The 26,556-nt window shown below is 34.9% G+C and carries 29 protein-coding genes and 1 tRNA gene; 12 read left to right on the forward strand and 18 right to left on the reverse strand.

Annotated features, from left to right (window positions below):
- Positions 1 to 32: 32 nt before the first annotated feature.
- Positions 33 to 1,994, reverse strand: coding sequence for an endonuclease (locus tag ACFQ13_RS09370; RefSeq protein WP_386116582.1), 1,962 nt, complete (start codon positions 1,992 to 1,994; stop codon positions 33 to 35).
- A gap of 590 nt (positions 1,995 to 2,584) precedes the next feature.
- On the opposite strand from ACFQ13_RS09370, the gene ACFQ13_RS09375 reads away from it, so the two are divergent.
- Positions 2,585 to 2,737 (forward strand): SsrA-binding protein, encoded by a 153-nt coding sequence (locus ACFQ13_RS09375; protein WP_114308745.1) that lies wholly within the window; start codon positions 2,585 to 2,587, stop codon positions 2,735 to 2,737.
- A 372-nt stretch (positions 2,738 to 3,109) separates the two neighbouring features.
- Here the strand turns inward: ACFQ13_RS09375 and ACFQ13_RS09380 are convergent.
- Positions 3,110 to 3,183 (reverse strand) — tRNA-Arg (locus tag ACFQ13_RS09380).
- Positions 3,184 to 3,252: 69 nt separating this feature from the next.
- Between ACFQ13_RS09380 and ACFQ13_RS09385 the strand changes: the two genes are divergently transcribed.
- The 5 genes from ACFQ13_RS09385 (at position 3,253) to ACFQ13_RS09405 (ending at position 7,205) form a co-directional block, all read left to right on the forward strand.
- On the forward strand, positions 3,253 to 3,888 hold the full coding sequence (locus ACFQ13_RS09385; protein ID WP_386116586.1) for a Crp/Fnr family transcriptional regulator: 636 nt from the start codon (positions 3,253 to 3,255) through the stop codon (positions 3,886 to 3,888).
- Between the two features lie 57 nt (positions 3,889 to 3,945).
- A complete protein-coding gene (locus ACFQ13_RS09390) occupies positions 3,946 to 4,503 on the forward strand; it encodes a YeeE/YedE family protein (protein ID WP_114308743.1) in 558 nt (185 codons plus the stop codon).
- Positions 4,504 to 4,505: 2 nt separating this feature from the next.
- Positions 4,506 to 4,922: a DUF6691 family protein gene (locus tag ACFQ13_RS09395; protein WP_114308742.1), complete on the forward strand. Its 417-nt coding sequence runs from the start codon at positions 4,506 to 4,508 to the stop codon at positions 4,920 to 4,922.
- Entirely contained in the window at positions 4,923 to 5,726 is an 804-nt protein-coding gene (locus tag ACFQ13_RS09400; protein WP_386116589.1) for a sulfite exporter TauE/SafE family protein, read from the forward strand.
- A 72-nt stretch (positions 5,727 to 5,798) separates the two neighbouring features.
- The gene (locus ACFQ13_RS09405; RefSeq protein ID WP_386116591.1) at positions 5,799 to 7,205 is read left to right on the forward strand and encodes an MBL fold metallo-hydrolase; all 1,407 of its coding nucleotides are present in this window, start codon (positions 5,799 to 5,801) and stop codon (positions 7,203 to 7,205) included.
- Positions 7,206 to 7,256: 51 nt separating this feature from the next.
- Here the strand turns inward: ACFQ13_RS09405 and ACFQ13_RS09410 are convergent, their stop codons facing one another.
- The 6 genes from ACFQ13_RS09410 to ACFQ13_RS09435 all read right to left on the reverse strand — a co-directional run bounded on the left by ACFQ13_RS09410 (position 7,257) and on the right by ACFQ13_RS09435 (position 12,440).
- Positions 7,257 to 7,529, reverse strand: coding sequence for an ATP-dependent Clp protease adaptor ClpS (locus ACFQ13_RS09410; protein WP_114308739.1), 273 nt, complete (start codon positions 7,527 to 7,529; stop codon positions 7,257 to 7,259).
- Between the two features lie 75 nt (positions 7,530 to 7,604).
- On the reverse strand, positions 7,605 to 8,438 hold the full coding sequence (gene prmA, locus ACFQ13_RS09415; RefSeq protein WP_386116594.1) for a 50S ribosomal protein L11 methyltransferase: 834 nt from the start codon (positions 8,436 to 8,438) through the stop codon (positions 7,605 to 7,607).
- Positions 8,439 to 8,741: 303 nt separating this feature from the next.
- A complete protein-coding gene (gene tpiA / locus ACFQ13_RS09420) occupies positions 8,742 to 9,491 on the reverse strand; it encodes a triose-phosphate isomerase (RefSeq protein ID WP_386116597.1) in 750 nt (249 codons plus the stop codon).
- An 86-nt stretch (positions 9,492 to 9,577) separates the two neighbouring features.
- Positions 9,578 to 10,654, reverse strand: coding sequence for an ABC transporter permease (locus tag ACFQ13_RS09425; protein ID WP_386116600.1), 1,077 nt, complete (start codon positions 10,652 to 10,654; stop codon positions 9,578 to 9,580).
- 59 nt (positions 10,655 to 10,713) lie between these two features.
- Positions 10,714 to 11,808, reverse strand: coding sequence for a BT_3928 family protein (locus tag ACFQ13_RS09430; protein ID WP_386116603.1), 1,095 nt, complete (start codon positions 11,806 to 11,808; stop codon positions 10,714 to 10,716).
- Positions 11,809 to 11,897: 89 nt separating this feature from the next.
- Positions 11,898 to 12,440 (reverse strand): DUF1599 domain-containing protein, encoded by a 543-nt coding sequence (locus ACFQ13_RS09435; protein WP_386116606.1) that lies wholly within the window; start codon positions 12,438 to 12,440, stop codon positions 11,898 to 11,900.
- A 185-nt stretch (positions 12,441 to 12,625) separates the two neighbouring features.
- On the opposite strand from ACFQ13_RS09435, the gene folP reads away from it, so the two are divergent.
- The 4 genes from folP (at position 12,626) to ACFQ13_RS09455 (ending at position 15,916) form a co-directional block, all read left to right on the forward strand.
- Positions 12,626 to 13,453: a dihydropteroate synthase gene (folP, locus tag ACFQ13_RS09440; protein WP_386116609.1), complete on the forward strand. Its 828-nt coding sequence runs from the start codon at positions 12,626 to 12,628 to the stop codon at positions 13,451 to 13,453.
- Positions 13,454 to 13,457: 4 nt separating this feature from the next.
- The gene (locus tag ACFQ13_RS09445) at positions 13,458 to 14,147 is read left to right on the forward strand and encodes a hypothetical protein (protein WP_386116612.1); all 690 of its coding nucleotides are present in this window, start codon (positions 13,458 to 13,460) and stop codon (positions 14,145 to 14,147) included.
- Between the two features lie 201 nt (positions 14,148 to 14,348).
- Positions 14,349 to 15,131 carry a diadenylate cyclase CdaA gene (cdaA, locus tag ACFQ13_RS09450; protein WP_114308731.1) on the forward strand — a complete coding sequence of 261 codons (783 nt, stop codon included), beginning with the start codon at positions 14,349 to 14,351 and terminating at the stop codon, positions 15,129 to 15,131.
- Positions 15,131 to 15,916 carry a DUF3667 domain-containing protein gene (locus ACFQ13_RS09455; RefSeq protein ID WP_386116614.1) on the forward strand — a complete coding sequence of 262 codons (786 nt, stop codon included), beginning with the start codon at positions 15,131 to 15,133 and terminating at the stop codon, positions 15,914 to 15,916. Before cdaA ends, ACFQ13_RS09455 begins: the two co-directional genes overlap by 1 nt.
- A 99-nt stretch (positions 15,917 to 16,015) precedes the next feature.
- On the opposite strand, the gene ACFQ13_RS09460 is transcribed toward ACFQ13_RS09455, so the two are convergent.
- Positions 16,016 to 17,785 (reverse strand): ABC transporter ATP-binding protein, encoded by a 1,770-nt coding sequence (locus ACFQ13_RS09460; protein ID WP_386116617.1) that lies wholly within the window; start codon positions 17,783 to 17,785, stop codon positions 16,016 to 16,018.
- A 59-nt stretch (positions 17,786 to 17,844) separates the two neighbouring features.
- Positions 17,845 to 18,594: a tRNA pseudouridine(38-40) synthase TruA gene (gene truA / locus ACFQ13_RS09465; protein WP_386116619.1), complete on the reverse strand. Its 750-nt coding sequence runs from the start codon at positions 18,592 to 18,594 to the stop codon at positions 17,845 to 17,847.
- Between the two features lie 148 nt (positions 18,595 to 18,742).
- Between truA and ACFQ13_RS09470 the strand changes: the two genes are divergently transcribed.
- Positions 18,743 to 19,234: a metallophosphoesterase family protein gene (locus ACFQ13_RS09470; RefSeq protein ID WP_386116621.1), complete on the forward strand. Its 492-nt coding sequence runs from the start codon at positions 18,743 to 18,745 to the stop codon at positions 19,232 to 19,234.
- An 18-nt stretch (positions 19,235 to 19,252) separates the two neighbouring features.
- Here the strand turns inward: ACFQ13_RS09470 and ACFQ13_RS09475 are convergent, their stop codons facing one another.
- Together ACFQ13_RS09475 and ACFQ13_RS09480 are read right to left on the reverse strand one after the other, a co-directional pair.
- On the reverse strand, positions 19,253 to 19,408 hold the full coding sequence (locus ACFQ13_RS09475; protein WP_386116624.1) for a hypothetical protein: 156 nt from the start codon (positions 19,406 to 19,408) through the stop codon (positions 19,253 to 19,255).
- An 83-nt stretch (positions 19,409 to 19,491) separates the two neighbouring features.
- Positions 19,492 to 19,902, reverse strand: coding sequence for a DUF4293 domain-containing protein (locus tag ACFQ13_RS09480; RefSeq protein WP_114308726.1), 411 nt, complete (start codon positions 19,900 to 19,902; stop codon positions 19,492 to 19,494).
- A 217-nt stretch (positions 19,903 to 20,119) separates the two neighbouring features.
- On the opposite strand from ACFQ13_RS09480, the gene rho reads away from it, so the two are divergent.
- Positions 20,120 to 21,844 (forward strand): transcription termination factor Rho, encoded by a 1,725-nt coding sequence (gene rho / locus ACFQ13_RS09485; RefSeq protein ID WP_386116627.1) that lies wholly within the window; start codon positions 20,120 to 20,122, stop codon positions 21,842 to 21,844.
- Between the two features lie 110 nt (positions 21,845 to 21,954).
- Here rho and ACFQ13_RS09490 read toward each other — a convergent pair whose 3' ends face one another.
- The 6 genes from ACFQ13_RS09490 to ACFQ13_RS09515 form a co-directional block, all read right to left on the reverse strand.
- Positions 21,955 to 22,413 carry an RNA methyltransferase gene (locus ACFQ13_RS09490; protein WP_386116629.1) on the reverse strand — a complete coding sequence of 153 codons (459 nt, stop codon included), beginning with the start codon at positions 22,411 to 22,413 and terminating at the stop codon, positions 21,955 to 21,957.
- A 114-nt stretch (positions 22,414 to 22,527) separates the two neighbouring features.
- A complete protein-coding gene (locus ACFQ13_RS09495; protein WP_386116631.1) occupies positions 22,528 to 23,544 on the reverse strand; it encodes a helix-turn-helix domain-containing protein in 1,017 nt (338 codons plus the stop codon).
- A gap of 68 nt (positions 23,545 to 23,612) precedes the next feature.
- Entirely contained in the window at positions 23,613 to 23,747 is a 135-nt protein-coding gene (locus ACFQ13_RS09500) for a hypothetical protein (RefSeq protein ID WP_386116633.1), read from the reverse strand.
- A gap of 239 nt (positions 23,748 to 23,986) precedes the next feature.
- The gene (locus tag ACFQ13_RS09505) at positions 23,987 to 24,139 is read right to left on the reverse strand and encodes a lmo0937 family membrane protein (protein ID WP_114308722.1); all 153 of its coding nucleotides are present in this window, start codon (positions 24,137 to 24,139) and stop codon (positions 23,987 to 23,989) included.
- Between the two features lie 188 nt (positions 24,140 to 24,327).
- On the reverse strand, positions 24,328 to 26,106 hold the full coding sequence (locus ACFQ13_RS09510; RefSeq protein ID WP_386116636.1) for a CHASE3 domain-containing protein: 1,779 nt from the start codon (positions 26,104 to 26,106) through the stop codon (positions 24,328 to 24,330).
- A 3-nt stretch (positions 26,107 to 26,109) separates the two neighbouring features.
- Entirely contained in the window at positions 26,110 to 26,553 is a 444-nt protein-coding gene (locus ACFQ13_RS09515) for a response regulator (protein WP_386116637.1), read from the reverse strand.
- Between the last annotated feature and the right edge of the window lie 3 nt (positions 26,554 to 26,556).

Genomic DNA, 26,556 nt, shown 5'->3' on the forward strand with positions numbered 1-26,556 from the left:
TGGCTTTTATTCAATTAAAATCTTAAACGTCCTTAATCAATAATTATCTTTTGAATAAAAGAACGATTTTCACTTGTTAACTTTAAAACATAGACACCCGATGCAACTTTTAAATCCACATTATCAGACTTAAGCTCTAATGTTTTTAGAAGCCTACCATCTAAAGCATAAAGCTCAATTTGCGCGGCTGCATCTAAACCTGAAACATAAATTTTCCCTGAACTTGGGTTTGGATAGACGCTCACTCCTAACAATTCATTATCCTCAACACTCAAAGCTTGTTCCCAAGCCTCTCCGACATTGGTTCCCCAGATATATTCAATTAAATCAGGTTGATCTATAAATGGATTTCTATTGAATTGCCAATTGTACACAACATTGTTTCTATTCATTTCAAAATCATCTGGCGGATCATTTCTATGCCAATCTAACAAGGTTGCTAAATCACCAAAATCCCCAACACTTCCTTCAGGAAATCCGTTTACAATTTCTAACCCGTTATAACGGACAGCCATATAAAACACACTTCGTGCAACATCACCTTTAAATTTACCAGCTGTTCCTGTTGGACCATTATACTCCCCATAAAACTGATTGTTTCTCGTACTATTTTCTGGACCATCTGCAGCTCTTAAAGCATGTGCATCCGAGTTACCATGACGTAGAGAATCTGCCGTTGTTGTCCAATAGATATCAATACCGTCTGCAATTTCATCATCCTCTATACTATCAAACCCACCACGAGACCTTGGAAAAGTATGCTCCCTATTCCATTTACCGGTGCTTAAAGAACTTGTTTGGTAATCTAATTTTGCACGGCCTTGTTCTAAATACACCAACCAAACTTCATTACTGTTTAAAGGATTCTGATCAGCTTCTTTTAAGATATCAATCACATCCGTATAAGTTTGTGCCCTTACCACAGATGGATCTGCAATGATATCTTGCAAGGCTTGTCTTAATTCTGAAGCTGACAAACCATCTAAACTATCATAATATCCTTCTGGCTGCGTACTTTCTACAACACCATAAGTTGGTTCTAGAGGTGTTCCCCAAGGCGCTACGGTAAAATCATTATCAACGACTCTAATTTCTATATCACCATTATTAGCGATAATAGGTTCAACTAAATCTAGAAATCTAATTTTTAAAACCTCATCACCTTCATCGGCTGCATCATCTACAATGCTAATGTTTGTCGTCGCTGTATTTTCACCACTTAAAATAGTGATCGCTGTATTTCCGGTATAATCAGCAGTATTAAAACCGTCGTTACTTAAGCTTATATTAAAATTCAAATCCGAACTTACATTGGTATCTGCCGTAAAGGTAATTTCAAAAACAGCTCCTTCATCAAGCTGTGTTTCTTCAACAGAAATTGCAATAGCATTGACATCAATTCCAGAGCCGTCATTCTCTCTTCTTGGTGTTGGTGTTACAGATTGAAAAGTGACATTCCCTAAATCATCTACAAAACGTTGAATTGATTTAGGATTCGCATTGGTACCACTATCATTATGCTGCGTGGTCTCCCCTAATTTATTTAACAAACCTGTAGCATCAGAATCGTTAGTACCATAAACCATAGCATCGATTAAATTCACCTGTGTTGCAATGGTCTCCTCAGGAAAATCCGAAAGTGGAGCTTGATAAATTCCAACGGCATCCGCGCCATTCTGAATTACATTTTCAGACATCAAGGCTTGTGGAAAAGGTGTAATATTTGAACTCCCTATCACCAAAAGTCCATTTATATCCGTAGTAAGTCCATTTAAATCATAAGTAAAATAACTACGATCTCCACCGCTACTAGACCCGTTAAAAAAGACTAAAATATAACCATCTGTTGAAAAGTTTGGAGTTTCAGATTTTAACTCAATAAACTCATGCGTATCTATACTTGGAGAATCCGGATCGAGTTCATTAATTAATAAAACCTGAGACCAACTGAAACCCGATATAAGCATCAGCGCTAAAAACGTAATTTTTTTCATTTCTTAATTTTTGCACAAAGATAAGGTTATTATCATGCCGGAAGTTAACTCAGAATTAATTACAAAAAATCCCTGAAATAAAACATGAATTTTATCATGCTCATCGGAAAAGAAAAGATGAAAACAGCCAATTTCCGCCTTTTTGAGACAAAATTCCTCTTGAATTTTCATTTTACTGACAAAAAATCCCTACAAATATATCAAATTATAACCTTATTAAGACTTTTTAGTATCAATATTAAAGTAAGTTGTAGAGCGGTCACAAAATATTAAAATAAGATACGTCTATACAGCTACAAATACAAAGTTAATTTCGCCGATTTTTGTCAAATCACTTGGAACATAGTATGTTGAAAATATATATTGAGAATTCAATCGAAAAAAAATAATACTAACCCTCTAAAACCAAACCATTATGATCACATTAATCTCATTCGTTGTTGAAATTATAATTTCAACCTTTTAAAATTGAAACGTCTTAATTTCTCAATCAAAACAACAGTAAAACTTAGTTCTAGAATAAGTTTTACTATTTTTACAATTAAAGCCAAAACCTTAAAACCTAATCGTCTTTGTTATCCCGATAACTTATGAAAACAGCATTCTTTAAATTCATAGCAAAAGTTAACAAAGCCCTTTTACCGAGCTACTCTAAACAGCAGTTAGACCTTAGCAAAGCCAACAAACTACAGATGGCTATTATTGCTTGGCGCGTTTACGTGACCAAAAATGCTATTGAATAGCAGCCTTGCATAAAGTTATGCAACATACCCTTTTTTTCTTAAGACCCTAGATTCCAAATCTCATAACAGCCCCTTACTTACCATAGCTCTAAGGACATTTTACTATAATTACACCACTTACTAGTACAAGCTCACCGTTCTAAACCCACCTTTAAGATTTAAAATTAAAGAAAAGCTCTATTTAGTGCGCATAAGCTACTTACACTGTAACAATATTGCGCAACTCCTTTTTATAATTTGTATAAATTGTAATGCTTTAACACCTAAGATTGGTATTAATCTAGAGCTTTTAGAAGCGTTTTACCTTATAAAGATCTCTAAATTTTTAGCATAAAAAAAAGCTTCCAATTTCTTGAAAGCTTTTTAGTGTTGTGACCTCGACAGGATTCAAACCTGTAACCTCTTGAGCCGTAATCAAGTGCGCTATTCAGTTGCGCCACGAGGCCATTTTTTGTGGGTGCAAATATAACACTTTTATTTAATTACAACCAAATTTTTTTATTTATTTTTGAAATATGATTTCTAAAGATTTATTACAGCCCTTTCAATACCTCTTCGATACTGAATTAATTGAGAGTATTGCTCATGTTGCACTTTTAAAAAATTATCAAAAACTAGATATCATTATAGACATTGGTCAAGAATTAAATTTCATTCCTTTATTAATAAAAGGAAATATCAAAGTCTTAAGAGAAGATGATAATGGCGATGAATTGCTTTTATACGTCTTAGAATCTGGAGACACCTGCGCTATGTCTTTAACCTGTTGTATGGTTAAATCTGTAAGCAAAATAAGAGCTATCGCAGATGACGAGGTCACGGTTATTATGATTCCTATAGCCCAAATGAAATTATGGTTTAATACCAATGAGAGCTGGCGTCAGTTTATTCTTCAGAGTTACCAAATTCGTTTTGACGAGATGCTAGAGACTATAGATACCATTGCATTTATGAAAATGGATGAGCGTCTATTTAAATACCTCAAAGATCACGTAAAACTAACGGCCTCTACCACTCTAGAAATGACGCATCAAGAAATCTCGGAAGACCTTAATACCTCTAGAGTTGTCATTTCGCGTTTATTAAAACAACTAGAGCGCGAAGAAAAAATAGAACTTGGACGTAATAAAATACGTGTTTTAGAATTTTAGTAACATTTATTGCACAGTCTAAAAAACTGTCCTTTATTTTTGCATCAAATTAAATTTATGGAATATATTTCTCAACCTTGGCCATGGTATATCTCTGGCCCTAGTATTGCAATTATCATGTTTTTGCTTCTTTATTTTGGAAGAACCTTTGGGATGTCTTCAAACCTTAGAACAATGTGTGCCATCGGTGGCGCAGGGAAACGTGTTGAATTTTTTAAGTTCGATTGGAGAAATCAACTTTGGAATCTTGTTGTTGTTCTAGGCGCAGTTGTTGGTGGGTTTATAGCACAATACGGCTTAACAAGTCCTGAACCGATAGATCTTAGCGCGAGTACCATTAGCGATTTAGAGGCATTAGGATTTAATAATGCCGGAGCTAATCTTTTACCGCCTGAACTTTTTAGTTGGGATGCGGTATTAAGCTTTAAAGGTTTAGCAATTCTTCTTATCGGTGGATTTCTTGTAGGCTTTGGAACACGCTATGCTGGAGGATGTACCTCAGGCCACGCTATTACAGGCTTAAGTAGCTTACAACTACCTTCTTTAATTGCTGTTATTGGCTTTTTTGTTGGCGGTTTAATTATGATTCACTTAATTTTTCCAATCTTATTTTAGTTATGACCAAGTATATAAAATTCTTTATTGTCGGTATTTTTTTCGGTATTGTTTTAGTGAAATCAGAAGCTGTATCTTGGTACCGTATTTATGAAATGTTTAAATTTCAATCTTTCCACATGTACGGAATTATTGGAACTGCGGTAGCTACCGGGATACTATTATTAGCCTTCTCTAAACGTAAAAATATACAAACCTTAGAAGGAAGCACTTTAAAAGTTCCTTTGAAAAATCGAGGTTTAAAACGCTATATCTTTGGCGGTACTATTTTTGGATTGGGATGGGCCTTAAGTGGCGCTTGCCCTGGTCCAATGTATATCTTAGTTGGTACAGGCGCTTTTTCTATTTTAATTGTGATTTTCGGGGCTTTATTAGGCACCTACGTTTACGGATTACTCATGAAAAAATTACCTCACTAAATGGAACTTATTGAAATTTTAGGATATACAGGTGCACTTATTGTAGGTTTAGTATTAGGGCTCATTGGAGGTGGAGGATCAATTTTAACGGTTCCTATCTTAGTGTATTTCTTAAATTTTAGTCCTATTGCAGCGACTGGCTATTCATTATTTGTAGTAGGAAGCACCTCTTTAGTAGGAACTTTACGAAATCTTAGAAAGCGAAATATTGATTTTAAAACGGCTCTTATCTTTGCGGTACCGTCTATAATTACGGTATTTATGGTAAGAAGTTTGGTGATCCCTAATTTACCAGAAGTCTTATTTTCTATCGGCGGATTTTCACTGACCAATTCACTTTTTATCATGTTGCTGTTTGCTTTTATTATGCTATTAGCCGGTTGGTCTATGATAAAATCGAAGCAAGTTAATGACGATTTTGTTATTAAAACTTTTGATAACACTCATTATTTTGCTATTAGTACACAGGCCATTGGTATTGGAGCTTTAGTAGGACTTGTGGGTGCTGGTGGTGGATTTTTAATTGTACCAGCCTTAGTATTATTGGTGAAATTACCGATTAAAAAAGCGATTAGCACCTCGTTATTTATTATTTCAATTCAATCGCTAGTTGGGTTTTTAGGCGATTTAAAGACCTTAAGTATCGACTGGAAGTTTCTTATTACTTTTACGACTATTTCTATAGTAGGAATTTTTATAGGACTTGCCCTATCGAAAAAAATAAGTGCTAAAAAATTAAAAAGAGGCTTTGGCTATTTTACCATATTTATGGCCACTTATATTGTATACAAAGAGCTCTTTTAAGGCCAATCGTATCATTTATTACGGTTCAAAAATTTGAACTTTATTACCTTTACATTAAATACCTTATTATTTATGAAAATAGAACAATTATATACCGGCTGTTTAGCACAAGGGGCTTACTATATAGAATCTGAAGGCGAAGTTGCCATTATAGATCCTCTTAGAGAAATACAGCAATACATTGATAAAGCGGATAGCAACAAGGCTAAAATTAAATATATTTTAGAAACGCATTTCCATGCTGATTTTGTTTCAGGACACGTAGATTTAGCACAAAAAACAGGCGCTACTATCGTTTTTGGCCCTGGCGCTACTACGGAATACGATATGCACTCCGCTAAGGATGGCGAGGTATTAAAATTAGGAAAAGTAAGCCTAAAAGTATTGCATACTCCTGGACATACTTTAGAGTCTGCTACCTATTTATTAATTGATGAAAACGGAAAAGATCATGCTATTTTCTCTGGAGACACCTTATTTCTAGGCGATGTAGGACGCCCTGATCTGGCTATTAAATCGGACTTAACGAAGGAAGATTTAGCAGGCATGCTTTTCGATTCGCTACGTGAAAAAATTATGCCATTAGCCGATGATGTTATTGTATACCCTGCACATGGTGCTGGTTCGGCTTGTGGAAAAAACTTAAGCAAAGAAACTGTTGGTGTTTTAGGCGATCAAAAGAAAACCAACTACGCTTTACGTGCAGACATGACTAAAGCTGAATTTATAAAAGAGGTTCTTGATGGTATTGCCCCGCCTCCACAGTATTTTGCACAAAATGCGATGATGAACAAAATGGGTTATGATGCTTTTGAGTCTGTGTTAAAAACAGGAAACGTACCGCTTCAACCTGAAGAATTTGAACGTATTGCCAATACTGAATCGGCCTTAGTCTTAGATGTAAGAACACAAGCTGATTTTATAGCCGGACATATTCCAAATTCAATATTCATAGGACTTAACGGACAATTTGCCCCGTGGGTTGGTGCTTTAATAAAAGACCTTAAACAACCTATTGTTTTAATTGTTCCTGAAGGAAAGTCTGAAGAAGCCGTGACGCGCTTATCTCGTGTGGGCTATGATAATACCTTAGGTTATTTAGAAGGTGGATTAGACGCTTGGAAAGATGCCGGTAAAGACGTGTCTAGTTTAGAATCTATTTCTGCTGAAGACTTTGCTCAACGTGCTAAAGCTGATTCTCTTCATATCTTAGATGTGCGTAAAGATGGCGAATACCAATCCACGCATTTAGAGGACGCTACTCATTTTCCATTAGACCTTATTAACGATAATATGGATGCCATAAACAAGGACGATACCTACTACGTGCATTGTGCTGGAGGTTACCGCTCTGTTATAGCCGCTTCAATTTTAAAAGCGCGAGGTTATAATAATTTGATTGATATTGCCGGTGGTTTTGGAGCCATTAAAAAGACCGACCTTAAAACAACTGATTTTGTTTGTCCGTCTACCTTATAAAATGATCCATTTTAAGCTATAAAAAAATCCCACTTTGAGTGGGATTTTTATTTATACTATTTCTGCACTAAGTCCAGCTTGTAATAGCTTAGAACACCTTGGTTTTAAATCTTCGTACGATCCTGTCTTTACCGTACATTTTCCTTTATAATGCACTAAAAGCGCACATTGTTCGGCTTGTTCAGGGACATGGTCGCAAGCGTAAATAAGTGTATCTATAACATGATCAAAAGTATTGACCTCGTCATTAAATAATACAATTTCATTCTGCTTTAATTCTACCTCTTCTAACAAGAGCTCTTCTGCGTATTTTTCTTTTGTCATAGCGTAAATGGATTTTAGCATTTACTCGGGTAATCACATCACAATCAACCCAATAAACTCAATTATTAACTTCTACTAATTTATAAATTTTAGGGAAACCCAAGGGCCTTTTTGAAGAGTTTCGCTTAATTTTAACATGTTTTTATTGCATTCTGCCTCAATTAAAGGAATATCTTCTTCATAAAAACCACTTAGAAATAAGGTCCCATTAGGGTTTAAAGCTTTAGCATAGGCCGCGATATCCGCTAGTAATATGTTTCTGTTGATATTCGCAATAATGCTATCATAGTGCTTACCGTCTAAAAGTTTTACATCCCCCTCGTATACCGAAATATTTTCACATTGGTTACGTTCAACATTTTCAATACTATTTAAATAACACCAGTTATCAATATCGATAGCATCTAATTTGGCAGCTCCTACTTTTTCAGCTAAAATGGCTAAAACACCCGTACCACAACCCATATCTAAAACTGATTTCCCTTTAAAATCATTTTTTAAAATATGCTGAATCATCATATGAGTCGTTTCATGATGTCCGGTTCCAAAACTCATTTTAGGTTCAATAACCAAATCGAATTTCGTATCTGGTTTTTCATGAAACGGTGCACGTACTGATACCAAATCATCAACAATAATAGGATTAAAGTTCTTCTCCCATTCTTCATTCCAGTTGGTTTGGGCAATCTCTTCAAACGTATAACTTATTTCAAACTCATCGGAATTAAGGATAAAAATATTATCCATAATATTTGCCTCCCATTCTTCCTTTTGAATATAAGCAATAACGCCTTCTTCATTCTCTACAAAACTTTCAAAACCAGCATAGCCTAATTCTGCAATTAAAATTTCTACCGCAGGTTGTAAAGGACTTACCTTAAATGTATAACCTATATATATTTCAGACATTATTCTCTTTTTTTTTGCAAATTTACTAATCCTTGGTGGAGTAACGTCTATTTTTAGGCTAAATTAAAATGTAACCCTAAGGCTAAACTCAGCACCACAACCATCCCAATGCATCATATTTTAGTTTTATAAGCCTAAATAACGGATAATATAAGAACCCAAACGAAAGCCCAAGTGGCGTCATAAGGATGAAATCATGACGCTTTAAGAACGTAGACTATAAAACGCTAAAAAGTCCTTAACACTCAGGAACAAACCAAAGCACTAAGGACTTTTTAATAAGAATTATTGTGATTCTGCTATTTAAAACGCATTAACAATTGCAAAGAAATCTTCAGCATTTAACGCTGCTCCTCCAATAAGACCACCATCTACATCTGGCTTACCAAAAATCTCTTTAGCATTAGCAGGCTTTACACTTCCTCCGTATAAAATAGAAACAGAATCTGCAACAGCACTACCATACTTATCTGCTAAGGTTTTTCTGATAAAAGCATGCATATCTTGTGCTTGCTCTGGGCTTGCCGTTTCACCTGTACCAATGGCCCAAACAGGCTCATACGCTAAAACGATATTTTTAAAAGCATCAGCTTCTAAATGAAATAAGGCATTTTTAATTTGCCCTTCTACAACCGCTTCATGGTTATCAGACTTTCGGTCTTGAAGCTCTTCACCAAAACAAAAGATTGTTCTCATGTCGTTTGCTAAAGCCGCATCAACTTTTTTAGCTAAGGTAGCATCTGTTTCATTGAAATAAGCACGACGCTCACTATGTCCTAAAATAACGGTTTTAACACCAACACTTTTCAACATTGCTGCACTAATCTCTCCTGTATATGCTCCATTTTCAGCAAAGTGCATGTTCTGAGCAATAACTTCAATAGTATTATCTTTTAAAGACTCAAAAGCTTGTTTTAAATTTGTAAAGGTCGGCGCAATCATAACTTCAGCATCTGAGGTTTTATTTTGCCTTAATAAATTAGTTATTAAGAGTTCCGATTGTGCTAAATCGTTATTCATTTTCCAGTTTCCGGCTACGATATGCTTTCTCATAATATATGTATATTGATTTTAAAAAAATTCTCTAACAAAAGTAACACTTTAAAGGGGAAGTTTTATTGACATTTCTCAGTAATTCTTTAGGATAATTTAACCCGCGGATCTAACCAAGCATAAATAATATCTACAAAAATATTAATCGTTATAAATAGGATTGCTATCACTAAGACGGCTCCCATAATTACCGGTAAATCTAGCGTATTTAAAGCGTTTACAATTTCTTTACCTAAGCCATTCCATCCAAAAATATACTCCACAAAAACGGCCCCAGCGAGCATTGAGGCAAACCAACCCGAAATAGCGGTTACTACGGGATTTAAAGCATTTTTAACAGCGTGATTTTTTATCACCTGAAATGCTGTTAATCCTTTAGCTCTCGCGGTTCTGATATAATCTTGATTTAAAACATCGAGTAAGGAATTCCGCATCAACTGAATGACCACAGCCAAAGGTCGTATGCCCAATACCACAGCAGGAAGTATAAGATTTTTCCACTGTATTGTCATTTCTTCTCCAAAATCATCGAGCTCATACAAACTCCCAGTCATCTCTAAGCCTGTATATTTATGCCATACAAACCCAAACAACCAAGCAAATAAAATGGCACTAAAAAAGGAAGGCACACTCATCCCCAAAGTACTTAAGACCTGTATGCTTTTATCTATCCAAGTGTCTTTATACAAGGCTGAAATAATGCCGAAGATAATCCCTAAACATATCGCTATCATAATTGCTGAAACGGCTAAAACAAAGGTATTAGGAAGGGTTTCTCCTATAACTTGAGTGACTTTTTTCCCTTGTTTTGTAAAGGACTCACGTAAATAAGGCGCTTTTAATACCGTGATGGTTTGTCCAATTTGAAACAATTCCGTAGCCGTATATTTATTGGGCGCCAAATAGGTATAATCCTCTGGGTTCGTTGCATGAAACGACAGCGGAGATAAATCGTTTAAATAATATAAAAATTGAGTCCCTATTGGTTGATCAAATCCGTATTTCTGTTTCACCGCTTGCACTTGAGCTTCAGTTTGATTTTGCCCGAGCATCATCTTGGCGGGATCACCCGGCAAAATGTTAAACAAAAAGAATATTACCGTAATCACCCCCAACAAAGTGATGCATGCATAGCCTATTTTATGGAAGAGATAATTAATCAATAGAAAGTAATTATTTAGATATCATTTTGAAGTATTCATTTTAAAACCTACGTAAACCCTTATAGCTCTACATCGTCTAGATCATTCCAATGCGCTTTATTAACCACGGTTCCTTGGTGTAATACAATAACACCTGGATTAGCACGTACAATGGTTTTCACGACTTTTTCATCACAGAGGTAAGTTTCAAAATTATAACCATATTCTGCTTTTGCTTGCGCTTTATCTACAGCTCCAGACGAAGAGAGTCCGATAACCGTATAACCTTTCTTACTCGCTTTTTCTGTAAAGGCTTTCAACTTCATCATCCCTTCAGCTTCTCCTTTCTTCACGTTATACATAGTCACCATGATGAGTTTGTCTTTTCCTAAAAAATAATCGGTTAGATCTTCATCATCAGATTCAATAGAAAAATCTTGAATAGCAGGAACGTAACCTTCATCAATAGTTTCGGTTTCTACCCCTACAAATTCACCATCAACACTAGGATAACTCCCATTGGTAACAAACTCTTCCTCGTCCCCATTCACCTTAAAAGTCCAGGTGTATTCTAACACCGGTTTAGGCGCATTTTCTGGGGTTGCCATTTCTTCAGGTAAATTGTTTCCTATAGCATAAGCTCTAAAATCTATAGCCGGTAAGTGCATGAGCACATGGTAACCAAACCATAATGAGGTTATAAAACTCAATAGAGCGATCACCGTTGTTGGAAGCTTAGCAAATAGAGGTTGAATGTATTTAACTCCGAAAAATAAGATCAGTACCAATACTAATAACACAAGGTCTTTAGTAAAGCTTTCCCATGGCGTTAATTTTAATGCATCTCCGAAACAGCCACAATCTTTTACTTTATCGAAATAAGCCGAATAAAACGTTAGGAAGGTGAAAAACACAATCATTAACAGTAAACTCCACACGGTAAATTTAGGTTTGTAGCCAATGAGCAAAAATACCCCCAACACCACTTCGAAAACCACAACAATAACGGATATTCCTAAAGCATATGGGATTAAAAATTCTAAATTTAAGACATCGGCACCAAAGTACTCTACCAACTTGTACGAAAACCCTAGCGGATCATTGAGTTTAATGAATCCGGAAATGATAAATAATATTCCCGTGAATAGGCGACTAAGGTGGACTAAGTATTTCATAGTGTGATGTGTTATTCTTGACAATTCAAGAATTTCTTTTTAATAATATTAGTATTGTACAGGGATTCTGTTTCAGAAAAATTAAGCTATTAATTAGCTTCATTTAAATGAATTAAAGCGAAAATAGAGTAGTTAATCATGTCTTGATAATTTGCATCAATACCTTCACTTACCAGAGTTTTCCCGGCATTATCCTCTATTTGCTTAACCCGTAAAAGTTTTTGCAAAATTAAATCTGTTAAAGAGCTAACACGCATATCTCTCCAAGCTTCACCATAATCGTGATTTTTATCGAGCATTAATTGCTTTGTTAGTGCTATTTTCTCATCGTAAAGCTCAGTAGCTTCTTCGGTATTTAAATCGGGCTGCTCTACAACACCTTTTTCCAATTGAATAAGAGCCATAAGGCAGTAATTAATAATCCCAATAAATTCACTCACCTCACCTTCATCTACTTTTCTTACGTCATTTTCTTGTAAGCCTCGTATACGTTGCGCTTTAATAAAAATTTGATCGGTTAACGACGGTAACCTTAGAATGCGCCATGCACTTCCGTAATCGGACATTTTATTAACAAAAAGGGCGCGGCACTTAGCGATAACGGCATCGTATTGTTTTGAAGTATCTTGCATTTATTACATTAAAATTTCCGTAAATTTCGGACAAATAAATTAGAAGTTCAAGGTTTGCTCTTATTTTGTTTCTCGTAAAGGAATTCCGCCTTCAGACGGGATTTCTCATTGTCATCAGATTACAAAACAACGCGAGCAAAAACACCTTTAATCTCTAGATTTTAAACTTAGCATTTTTTAACCATATGACAATAAATTGTAAAGGTCAACTCATAGATTTAACAACACCAAAAGTGATGGGGATTCTTAACGTCACCCCAGATTCTTTTTTTGATGGTGGAAAATACAAAGCTCCCGATCAGCTATTAGCGCAGGTTGAACAGATGCTAAACGCTGGTGCCACTTTTATTGATCTTGGTGGTTATAGCTCGAGGCCTAATGCGGATTCTGTTTCTGAAGCCGAAGAATTAGCTCGTGTTATTCCGGTGATTAAATTGATTTTAGACCATTTCCCTAAAACCTTAATCTCTATTGACACCTTTAGAAGTACGGTTGCTAAAGAGAGTATTAGTGCGGGCGCGGCTTTAGTCAATGATATTTCAGCTGGAAAACTAGATAGCGCCATGCTGGCTACTGTAGGCGCCTTAGGCGTGCCTTATGTGATGATGCATATGAAAGGAGATCCTAAAACCATGCAACAACAAACGGAATATAACGATTTAGTCAAGGATCTATTAAGCTATTTTGCCGAACGCATCGCTGCCGCACGCCAAGAAAACATCGTAGATCTTATTATTGATCCAGGCTTTGGTTTCGCAAAAACAAGAGCACAAAATTTTGAATTGCTTAATAAATTAGAATTGCTTCAACTCACCAACTTACCCGTTTTAGCAGGTCTTTCTAGAAAATCAATGATTTACAAAACGTTAAACAACACTCCCGATACGGCCTTAAACGGCACCACGGCTTTACATATGGTCGCTTTACAAAAAGGGGCTAAAATTTTACGCGCACACGATGTCAAAGAAGCGATGGAATGTGTGACTTTATACCATAATCTTATATCTCAATAACGCTATGCGCCCTCTTATAATTCTTGTTTTACTCTGCTGCTTTAGCTGTAATAACGAACGCACTTTACTATTACCTGAAATTAAAAACGCCGAGGTCACCGAAGTTCTAGACGTCTCCCCTGCTTATATTTTTTATGACGAAACCCTACCCGATTCCACGCTTTTAAATCGTAAGAATCTAATTAGCACAACCAATTGGTTAATCAATGTTGATAAGCGCTTAACACTAAACCAAGCCATTCCCAAGATTGTTTTAATGCAAAATAAAAAGCGCAATGCTAAAATGCATAAAAACGAAGCTGCTAAAAATTATTTTACCTGTAACGATACAAGTATTGGGAATTTAGGGTTTTTGGAGTTTACGGATGTGTATTATGAATTCACAGAAGCCACTGATCAACCTATAATTGCTCTTATACCGCAAGAAACAAATAAAGACAGCATCGTCTCAGATTACCATCTGCAACTTCCCATACAAATTAATAACTTTAATAAATTTAACATTGTAGACGAAGTAACTGAAATGATCAATGGAAAACATTCTTATTCTGAAGAGAAAAGAGTCACTGAATTTTCAATACAGCTCTATTTTGATAAAAATCTAAGCTTTCAGGATTATATTTCCGTCAAATCTCAAATACAAGCTGTTGAATTAAATCAGTTTAATATAAGTTCTACCGAATACGTGTATTAAATAAAATCGTTCCCCCTATTTGTTAGGTAATCCTTAAAATCCACGAAAAAAATACTACAATAAAAATCAGTTTACAGAGTATCACCCTAAAGCAATTTTGAAGATATCTGTTTTTTATAATCACTCTGAATGCCTATAACAATCCAAGATTTTTCTTCGTGACTAAACATAAATTGTTAAATTAGCAAAAAGACGACACTTTTGGAAAACTTACAACTTTGGGATTTTAGATTTATTGACTTTGTAGATGTCTTCCTTGTGGCCATATTACTTTACTACATCTACAAACTCGTAAAAGGCACGGTTGCTATTAATATTTTTATAGGAATTCTTGTTATTTATTTAGCTTGGCGTTTAACCGACTATCTAAATATGTACATGCTTTACAGCATATTTGATGGTTTTATGAAAGTGGGGATTATTGCCCTTATCGTGGTGTTTCAACCAGAAATAAGAAAATTTCTTTTAATGGTAGGCTCTACAAATTTAGGTGGAAAACGCAATTTATTTAAGAACTTTAAATTTCTTAAAAACGACGATTCTACATCTACCGACATTGATGCCATTATTAATGCCTGTACCAAAATGGGCGCTTCTAACACCGGTGCATTAATTGTTTTAGAACGCAATAATAATTTAGATTTTTTAACCAACACCGGAGACGAAATGAACATTTTAGTCTCGCAACCTATTATTGAAAGTATCTTTTTTAAAAATAGCCCCTTGCATGATGGTGCTATTATTATTGATAATAATGTGGTAAAAGCCACCCGTGTGATTCTTCCTGTTAATAACGAAAAAAATATCCCGGAACGTTTTGGATTACGTCATAGAGCAGCGATTGGTATCACCGAAAAAACAGATGCGGTTGCGCTTTGCGTTAGTGAAGAAACCGGACAAATTTCTTATATAAAAAATGGGGAGTTTGAGATGTTTAAAAACACCGATGAGCTTAGAGAAAAAATTAAAAATGATTTAGGCTAGTGAGGTGTAAAAACTGCCAATCCGAACTCCGCCCGGCCCAAAAATATTGTGGGGAATGTGGCGCAAAAGTTATTTATAACCGCCTACAACCGAAGGCGCTTGTTCAACAAGTTAATGCCCAATATCTTTCTATTGATAATAGGTTACTACTCACTTTTGTAAACTTATTCAAACAACCTGAAGATGTTATTTTAGGCTATATTAATGGCACCCGAAAGAAATATATTGATGTTCTTCAATATTTTACCGTAGCCTTAACCCTTGCTGGAATTCAAGTTTTTTTAATGAATACTTTCTTTAAAGACTCCTTAGGATTTAGTACAGATTTAGCCAATGAATGGTCGCTAACAGCAGCTGATTTTAAGAATAACCAAAACCTGTTTACACCAGATTACTACACAAAATACCAAGGTCTGTTTTATATTATTACAGTTCCTTTCTATGCTTTAGGCACTTGGCTCACTTACTATATTATTAATGAGCGCCATTATAATTTTACAGAGCATATGGTAATCAGCTTATACTACTCGGCCCAAACCATCATTATCACAGCCCTTACCGGAATAATTTTAATGCTCTTTGGAGTTGATTACATTATCGTTACAAGCTGCTTATCCATTCCTTTTTACGTTTATCTATTTTACATTTTAAAACGACTTTTCAAATCTACTTTTTGGGAAACTTTTGCACGGTTTATGCTTGTTATGACCCTCTTTATAATTAGCCTATTGGCACTTGTAGTGGTTGTAGCCCTTGCTGTAGCTGTAATTAAGTTAATAGCTTAAACGGATTACGCAAGTACACCGCAAATATTCCGTTATGACGAGACTCATACTCTAAGTGTCGTAATGTTGAAGTGCTACAGTTTTTTCTTGAAATAAAATTTAAACGGCTTCAGCTTTTAAAAACTGTACTTCATAAAGATTTTTATAGTAGCCTTGCTCTTTCTCTAATAAGGATTTGTGCGTCCCAATCTCCACAATTTCACCAGCATCCATAACAATAATTTTATCGGCTTGCTGTATTGTAGCCAAACGATGCGCAATAACAATTGAGGTTCTTCCTTCAGTAATTTTATCCGTCGCGTCTTGTATTAACTGTTCAGAATAAGAATCTACAGAAGAGGTGGCTTCATCTAAAATTAAAATACTTGGATTGGTTACGTAGGCTCTTAAAAATGAAATTAATTGGCGTTGTCCAGAAGATAACATAACCCCACGTTCTTTTACATTATAATGATATCCGTTAGGTAAACTGGCAATAAAATCATGAATTCCTATGGCTTTAGCCGCATTCACCACGTCTTCCTCGGTAATATTCTCGTTATTTAAGGTGATATTATTTAGTATCGTATCAGCAAATAAGAACACATCTTGCAAGACCACGGCAATCTGACTTCGTAATGACGTTAAGGTCATCGCTTTAATATCGGTATCATCAATTTTAATAGTCCCCGAATTGATATCATAAAAACGATTCAACAAATTGATAATGGTAGATTTCCCCGCCCCTGTAGCACCAACAATAGCAACAGTTTCACCGGCATTGACTTCAAAAGAAATCCCTTTAAGCACTTCTTCATCTTTTACATAAGCAAAACGCACATCGTTAAAAGAAATCGTTCCACTAAAATGTGTGGCTTCAATAGTTCCTGAATCATCAATATTAGAAGTTGTATCTAATACTTTAAAAACACGATCTGCAGCCACCATTCCCATTTGAAGGGTATTAAATTTATTTGCAATTTGGTTTAAAGGCCTAAACAACATAGGGATAAACATCGTAAACGAAATTAAATCTCCTAAGCTGGTTTCTGGCAGCGCTGAAATGGCATCAAAACCACCAACCAAAATGACCATAGCCATTGTTAAAGACGCTAAAAATTCTGCTATTGGAAAAAAGATAGAGTTATACCATACTGTTTTTAACCAACCTTTTTTATGACGCTCGTTAATAGCTTTAAAGCGTTTGTACTCGGTATCTTCACGCGTAAATAACTGTAAGATTTTCATGCCAGTTACACGTTCTTGCACAAAGGAATTTAAGTTAGAAACCTCAGTACGCACATCTTCAAAAGCAATTTTCATATACTTCTGAAAAATTTTAGTCGCAACCAATACGATAGGCATAGTGACAAAAACGATAAGACTCAACTTTAAATTTATAAAAGCCATAAAACCTGCCACAACAAGCATCTTTAAAATATCGCTAAAAATCATGAAAAGCCCTTGTCCAAAGATATCGGCAATACGCTCCATATCTGTAACAGCTCTTGTTATTAACACCCCCACGGACGACTTATCAAAATAGGTCATTTTAAATTTAAGCATATGCCTAAATAATTTCACCCGGATATCTTTTACCACAGACTGGCCTAACCAACTGGCATAATAGATAAATAAGAGTTGTGAGACCACTTCTAAAATGAGCAAGCCTAACATAATGCCCATATATAGCATAAAACCGTCATAGGCTTTATTGGCAATCTTAACATCAATGGCTTCTTTAAGAATATACGGACGTAAAGCTCCAAATAAAGCCAAGCCCACAACGCAAAATAAAGAAATTACAAATACAGCACGGTACGGCTTAATGTACTGTAGTAACCTTGCGAACAATGAAGTATCAAATATTTTTTTTCCTTTTTCTGCCATTTTTATGTGGAACTTAATGCTATGTATTCCCTTTGCTATTTAGGGAAAATATAATGTCTTTATTTATCTATTTTAATCGTTTCAGGATACACAATTTTCACCAAATATAGGCCGTGTGCCGGTACCGAAAACCCAGCTTCACTTCTATTTTTAGAGGCAATAATACGATGTAAATCCTCAAGGTTTAATTTTCCTAAGCCAATATTTACCATCGTGCCTACAATAGCTCTAACCATATTTCTTAAAAAGCGATCTGCCGTTATGGTAAACACCAATTGTCCGTTGTGCTGTGTCCAGAACGCCTCTTTAATATCACAATGATACGTTTTTACATCTGTTTTTGTTTTAGAAAAACATTGAAAATCTTTATACTCAAATAAGATTTTACAAGCGGCATTCATCGCATCAACATCTAAAGGATGGTGAACCAAATACGAATAATCGTAATCGAACACATTCTTTCTCGTTGAAATTTTATAGTGATACGTTCGGCTGGTCGCATAGAACCTAGCGTGCATTTCGGGCTTAACTTCAAAAATGGAAGCTACAGCAATATCCTTAGGTAAGAAAGAATTTAACTTATAGACCAAATCCTTAGGTTCAAAATGCGCCTCATAATCAAAATGGGCAAACATTTGTGAGGCATGTACACCGGCATCGGTTCTCCCCGCCCCCATGATTACTATTTTAGTTTTCAAAATAGTGGATAAGGCGTTTTCTAAAACCTCTTGTACAGAAATAGCATTAGGTTGATTCTGCCACCCATGATAAGCCCTACCATTATATGAAAGTTCAATGAAAAATCGCAATAGAAATCTTACTTTTGTTGAAGTGCAAAGTTACTGTTTTAGTTGCTAATGAAAACTTAAAATATAAAGTTATCCCTTTTGGCAATTTTCAGGACATTATACGCGTAAAACCGCACTACTTAATTAATTCTCAGCTTAGATTTTCAACATGAAAAAAATACTCTTATTATCCGATACCCACAGTTATATTGACGATGCCATACTAAAACATGTTAAAGCTGCAGATGAAGTTTGGCACGCCGGTGATATTGGAGACTTAGAGGTTACGGATAAAATTAAGGCCTTAAAACCCTTACGTGCCGTTTATGGTAATATTGATGGTACGGAAGCACGCGCGGAATTCCCGCTTCATAATAGGTTTATGTGTGAAGGCATGGATATATGGATCACTCATATTGGGGGTTACCCTCCTAAATATAACGCCACCGTTAGAGAGGCTTTAACTCAAAATCCACCCGATATTTTTATTGTGGGCCATTCGCATATTTTAAAGGTTATGCCTGATAAAAAGTTAAACCTTCTTCATATGAACCCTGGCGCTGCTGGCAAACATGGGTTTCATAAAGTAAGAACAATGCTAAGGTTTAAAATTGAAGGTAAGACTATAAAAGACTTAGAAGTGATTGAATTTGACGCTTAATGTTGAGGCAAAAGACCGCTACTTTTTAGACCTTTTTATGGCATATAAACCACTTAAAAAGGCGGTACCAAAGCCAATACTGACAGCATTCGCTATGGAAAAAGAAGCCGATTTATAAAGTAAAATACTTAATAACACCGCTCCTCCAAGGTGTATTAAAACTTGTTTTTTCATTCAGAAGTATAAAAAAAAGAACAAAAAAAAACCCAAACGGCAGCGTTTGGGTTTTTCACACTAATACTACTAAGATTTTAGGTTCATCGTAATCTATCTACAGATTTTACAAGATCTTCATCCTTTTTAATAGCCTTGTTAGCCAAGACTAAACACACAATAGAAAAAATAGGAAGAAGCACCCCAATACCTTTCTCAGAAACGTTAATTTCTCCAGATAAGCTTAGAGACTGATATACAAAGACTCCTAGTAAAATAAAGTTTAATATGATATTCAGTCGTCCCAAAACAAATTGAGACTTCCTGTGTTTAAATCTAAATATTGAAATCAAAGATAATAAAGCTGAGGCTAAAAACAAGCCTAAGGTCCAATAATTATCTAAAGCATATACTTTTTCACCCTCGCTATTGGTCCACAGATGAAACACGAATATTAAGGCCGAAGAAATTACAGCAGCTAAAAATAAATATAAGGTTTGAATGCGTTGAATCATATCTTTTACTCTAAAACGAATGCAAAATTAGGAGTTTATTTTTTAAAAAGATAGAAATTGTTTTAAAATAAAATTGTATTATTGCAATAGAAAGAACTAACACACTGACGTGCATCTTTCTAATCTTCCAAATTAATCTCACTTTTTTTCTTTTTATTTCATTTAGAAAATATTGAATTAATAATATCATAATTATAATACATTATACAACATACGAATGTTTGAAATTTCACAGTTAAAAGCTAAAAAACTTCCTGAATTACAGGAGATAGCGAAAAAACTTAACGTACCAAAATACCGTACACAAAAAAAATTAGACTTGGTATATCAAATTTTAGATTTCCAAGCGGCCAACCCTAATGATGTAAAAGCAAAGGTGGCCACAGAAGCTCCAGAAAAAAAAGAAGAGCCTCAAACAAAACCTCCTCAAAAACGTACACGAATTTCTCAGAAATCTAAAGCCGCACCAGCCGCTAAAGATACTAACGAACAGAAATCATTAGATTTAGAGGATAAAAAAGAAGAGCCTAAAGCAGCACCACAAGAACGCAAGCCTAGAACTCGAAAGCCTGTAGAGCGCAAGCCTCAAGCTCAAAAAACGCAAAGCGATAAAGCGACTACTACAGAAGCTTCTACAAAAGACAGCAAGCCTGCTCCAAAGTCTCAAGACCAAAAGAAACCAAATCCACGTAAAGACGATAAACGACGTTCTCAGAACAACGATAACCGATCGTCTCGCGGTAAGGATGGTAATACACACAATAGCAATTCTAAAAATAATGGTAACAAGGATAGCAGAAACCGCTACCGTGAGCCAGATTATGAATTTGACGCGATCATTGAAAGTGAAGGTGTTTTAGACATCATGCAAGATGGTTATGGATTTTTAAGATCTTCAGATTACAATTACCTTTCTTCTCCTGATGATATTTATGTTTCACAATCTCAAATTAGATTGTTTGGATTAAAAACTGGAGATACGGTTCTTGGCCATGTGAGACCTCCTAAAGAAGGCGAAAAATATTTCCCATTAATAAAAGTGAGCAAAATTAACGGTCAAAACCCTAATGTGGTAAGAGATCGTGTCGCTTTTGAACACTTAACCCCATTATTCCCAGAGGAAAAATTTAATCTTGCCGATAAGCAAGCTACAATTTCTACGCGAATTATGGATTTGTTCTCTCCTATAGGAAAAGGACAACGTGGTATGATTGTATCGCAACCAAAAACAGGTAAAACCATGCTTCTTAAAGATGTGGCCAATGCTATTGCAGCTAACCATCCTGAAGTTTACCAAATGATTTTATTAATTGATGAGCGTCCTGAAGAGGTCACAGACATGCAACGTAATGTACGTGGTGAAGTTATCGCTTCTACCTTTGATAAAGAGGCTCATGAGCATGTAAAAATTGCAAATATTGTTTTAGAAAAAGCAAAGCGTTTGGTCGAATGTGGCCATGATGTGGTTATTCTTTTAGATTCTATTACACGTTTAGCAAGAGCTTACAACACCGTACAACCCGCTTCTGGAAAGATTCTTTCGGGTGGTGTGGATGCCAATGCTTTACACAAACCAAAACGTTTCTTTGGTGCAGCCCGTAATATTGAAAACGGAGGCTCGTTAACCATTATTGCAACAGCATTAACGGAGACAGGATCTAAAATGGATGAAGTTATCTTTGAAGAATTTAAAGGTACCGGTAACATGGAATTACAGTTAGACCGTAAGATTTCTAACCGTCGTATTTTCCCTGCTATTGATTTAACGTCATCAAGTACACGACGTGATGATATCTTATTAGACGATAGCACCATTCAAAGAATGTGGGTAATGCGTAAGTACTTAGCCGATATGAACCCTGTTGAAGCTATGGAGTTTATCAACGATCGTTTTAAACAAACTAGAAATAATGAGGAATTTTTAATTTCTATGAACGGCTAAACCCCGTCCAAACCGTATTGTATAATGTAAAAAAACCTTGAATACTTTTATTCAAGGTTTTTTTTATGGGCTTATATTAAGGAATTCTATGATGCTTTTTAAGCATAACCTTATACACGCGGCTTAGGAAGCCCTCTATCGTATAAAACAATGCTTCCGGCCACAGCGACATTTAGACTAAATTCTGAAGTGAATTTCACTAAAAAATGGCTTTTTTCAATGGCTTGACTCGATAAACCATGATCTTCTGCCCCTAACAAATAAACGCAGCGTCTAGGATGCTCAAAGGTCTCTAAAGGAACCGCCTCATCCGTTAATTCTACACCGACTAATCGTGCGCCCTTAGGAAGGTTATTAAAAAAATCTTCAAATGTATCGTAATGAAAATACGGCATTGACTTTACGGCGTTATGGGTATCACAGGCTTGCTTGGCATACCGATTACCAATGGTAAAAATAAAACTAGCGCCTAGATTTTGAGCCGATCGCCAAAGTACCCCTAAGTTTTCGGGTGTTTTTCCATTTTGAATTCCAATACCAAAGAATTCATTTGTAAAATTATCATTCATAAATCAAAAGTATAAATTTCATTTTATCTTTTGTTTATAATCAGAAAGAGGTTGTGTAAATGACCACTTATAGTGATGCATTACACAACCTCCAAACTTAGAATTTAGTATATATTATGCTGTTGCAGCTAACTTAATGTTTTGTTTGTATTCTATTGGCGAACAGTTATACTGTGCTTTAAAAATCTTAGAGAAATAACTTCTACTAGAAAACCCTAAAGAATACACAATTTCTGAAATGTTTAAATCTGTGTTTTTAATTAATTCTTCAGATTTCTTAACTCTTACATATCTAATGTAGTTGTTTAAAGTTTTACCGTGCATTAACTTAAAGCCTTCTTGTACTTTAGCTGGACTAATAGAAATTTTAGCCGCAAGCTCAGTAACACTTAAGTTGGTTTCCGGGAAATTGTTAATGTAATCTGATAATTCTTTGACCTGCTTTAACTCAAAGCTCGTTAAAGATCCTGTTGGGTTTTCAGCACTCTTTAAATCGATAGAATGCTGCTCTATTTCCATAGCTAAAATAACATTCACTAACCCTTGTATTAATAAGGTTCTTACAACCCCACTTTGCTTAATAGCTTTTAATTGGTTAATGCTATCTGCAATTTTTAAATTATAAGATCCGGTATAACTGTAATCTTCGGTTTTGTTTTTAATGAAAATCTCTGACACCATTTGGTTAATAGGGTGTTCTCTAGAGCTCGTTTTAGAGGTGTTTACAGATATGATGGTAGAATTTACGTAAACGTCTTTATAAAAGCTTATATGGTTTTCATTGGTGGTAATATTAGCCGAAATCCCAGTCTGAAATGTTTCAACCGTTTTTGTTTTGTTTGAATTTATAAAAGAGTGCGATAACTTCCCTTCTTTACAGTACAAGAAATTGGCTACAGCTCTTTGTGGACTTTTTATGGCAAATTTTACATCTTCTTTAAATTTAATATCAAATTCTACAAAGATGGTATCTCTTTCTAGCTCTATACCTCTAATGAATCCTTTGCCTAATCCATTATCAATATATAATTCTCCTTCATTAAGCTGAGATTTAAATGTTCCTCCTATGGCACCTTTTAAAGTTTGAAACATTGCTTGCAAATTTGTGGCTTTAATATCTATAGTTTTCATGAGTATTGGTTTTTGGTTAGACTGTTAATTAAATGATGTAAAGTAATTTTTAGTATAAGTAAGGGAGCTTATACCAATTGCTTCTTTAATTCTGGGTTCTTAGGACTAGCCTCTAAAGAAGAAACCCCTTGCAATGTTGGCTTCGGAAATATTTTTCCGACTCTAGCAAATTGCTTTTGGATAAGTTGTGATGGAAATTTCATAGGTAATTCGTTTTAAGTTCGATTTTGTTTTGACAAAGTAACGAACAGAAGCGGCTTAACCTGTTATACAATTCCTCAGTTTTGTTACATGATTACGATTTATTGTTAAACAAAACTTAATACTGAAAGATTTACGCTTCTTATAAAAACAAAAAAAACCTTATATAAACACATCGTTTACAAAAGGTTAACCCTAATTACAACATTTAAAAATGTCTGAAGCTTAAATTTGGAGCGTATTAAAAATTGGGAATTTTTTTACTGATAGCAATTAAAATTACAACGGCAAAAACAAGGAGCAAATGGATTTTAGAATTTAGAGAAAACACAAAATATCCGAACGCCCATGTAATGACAAGCAATACTAGAAATATGTAAAGTAGGGTCTTCATAGCGGATAAAACATTTTTTATTAAAGTTATTAGCTTTAACAAAATATATAAATCTAAAAAGGGAGGGTGCGATAAACTTAATATGATGAGAGAGCAAAATAACTACTCACAAAGTTCTTATAAGAAGAGATAAAAAGTGTTATACAATTTTCATTTTTTCTTATATGATTTCACGAAAACCAGCAATTTTACTTTATAAAGGGCAGATAAATAGTAAACGTAGCTCCTACATTTGGTTCGCCACTAGCCACAATGACACCGTGATGATTTTCAACAATCTTTTTACAGATGGCCAGGCCAATCCCTGTACCAGAATATTCAGATTTACCGTGTAACCTATTAAACAATTCAAAGATCTTAGAAGCATAAGCTTGCTCAAAGCCAATGCCGTTATCTTTAAACACTATTTTATGATGGTATTTAAATAAGGACTTCTTAAGTAGCTTAACATCGTTAGTGAGCACTTCTGAGTGTTGAATTACAATCACTGGCGTTACTCCTTCCCTAGAATATTTAAGCGAATTACTAATTAAGTTAATAAACAGTTGTTGTATTTGAAAGGCTACCACATCTAACATGGGTAGGGTATCACTAATAATTTTAGCGTTTTTGTCTTCTATACTATCCGAAAGTTCTTGTTGAGCATGGTCTAAGAGCTCATTCATATCAGCAGTCTTAAAATCACTTTCAGAATTATTGGTACGCGAATATTGCAGTAAATCTTCGATAAGCATTCGCATTCTTGATGAAGACGACTTTATTTTATCGATATAAAACTGTCCTTTTTCAGATAAATTCTCTCGTTCTTTAGCTTCTATACGCGAGATAAAGGTTTGAATTTTCCGAAGAGGTTCTTGTAAATCATGACTGGCTACATAGTTAAAAGCCGATAATTCCTTATTGTTACGTTCCAGTTCTAAATTACGCTCTTCAATAAGCTTGAAGTTATTAAACTCATCTGTAACATCTAAGGTTACCCCTAGTAATTGCTTGCCTTCAAATCCATTTTCTATCAGCTTCGCATGGGCTTTTAAGTGCCTAATTTCTCCATTAGGTTGCACCACTCTATAACTTACAAAGGGTAAGGCTTCGTACTTAATCATACGGTTAACCTGCTGTCCTAAAATGTTACGGTCTTCTTCATGAACGTATTCAAAAAGATTTTCTAGATTAGGTTCAAAACTATTAGGCTCTGCCCCCAGAAGTTTATACAAGTTATCTGAAAAATGATAGGTGTTTTCATCAATATTCCAGATCCACGTACCACTTTTACTTACCACCTCAGCTTGTTCTGTAAGCTTCTTAAAGACGTTTAGATCTTCATTAGTTTCTCTTAACACCGTTAAATCTCTATTAATTTTGGCATAAGCCACGAGGAGAAGCACTAGGGTTAAAATTAAAATACCGTATAAAAATAACGGTGTAAGTCCTAAGGCCTGTTCACTCTTCTTTTGGTTTTTGAGAAGCAATTTATTCTCATAGACCAGCATCACAGAAATATCATTCCTAATGCGATCCATTTTTATTTTACCATCATGCAATAAAACCAGTAGGCCTTTACTTAAGATGAGCTTATCTTCTGCAATATCAAAAGACTTATCAAAAATTAAAAAGCGTTTAACAATGTCTTTCTTAAGTTGCTCAAAGTTTTTACGCTGAATTTTATTCTTAACAATTAAGGAATCTAATGTTAAGAGACTGCGCTCCACTTTCTTTTCACTTTGAAAGTAAGGTTCTAAAAAAATAGAATCGTGCGTTAATAAATAGCCTCTATGCCCTAGCTCAGCGTCTTTTAGATTAGAGATTATTTTCTCTAACTCCACTCTTAATTTGTACGTTTTTTTAACGATTTCTGTAGACTCTGACAAAGCATCAATGTGTTGGTAGGTAAAACCACCAATACATAAAATAACAAAGAGTCCTACACCAAATACAATTTTTAAAAGACTACTAGGAGTTATGAACATAGATTATAAACGTAATAAAAAGTTTTCTTTATTTAAACCACTGGTATGATACTGCCAATTGGTGGTCACCACCTCTGAGAGTACTTTCTTTAATTTCTCAAAGTCATTAGGTTTTTTAATATAAATATTAGCCCCTAGAACAAAGGTTTTTTCAACATCTTCTTCTGAAGACGAGGTGGAATAAATAGCAATGACAATATCGTTAAATTTGGCATTGGCTTTAATGTCTTTTAAGCATTCTATCCCAGATTTCTTAGGCATATTTAAATCTAAAAACAGCAAATCGGGGAGTAAATCTGTGGCTTCTAAATGCGCCATTAATTCTATCCCATCCTTATAGGTAGATACTCTATTTTTTATTTTTAATTCTTCAAAAGCTTCCGTAAAAAAGAACCTATCATCTTCATCATCGTCGGCTAAGGCTATATTGATGTATTCCTTATTCATAAT

Origin of the sequence: Winogradskyella rapida (genome assembly GCF_042675845.1) — a bacterium.
In the GTDB taxonomy this organism is placed as follows: Bacteria; Bacteroidota; Bacteroidia; order Flavobacteriales; family Flavobacteriaceae; genus Winogradskyella; species Winogradskyella rapida.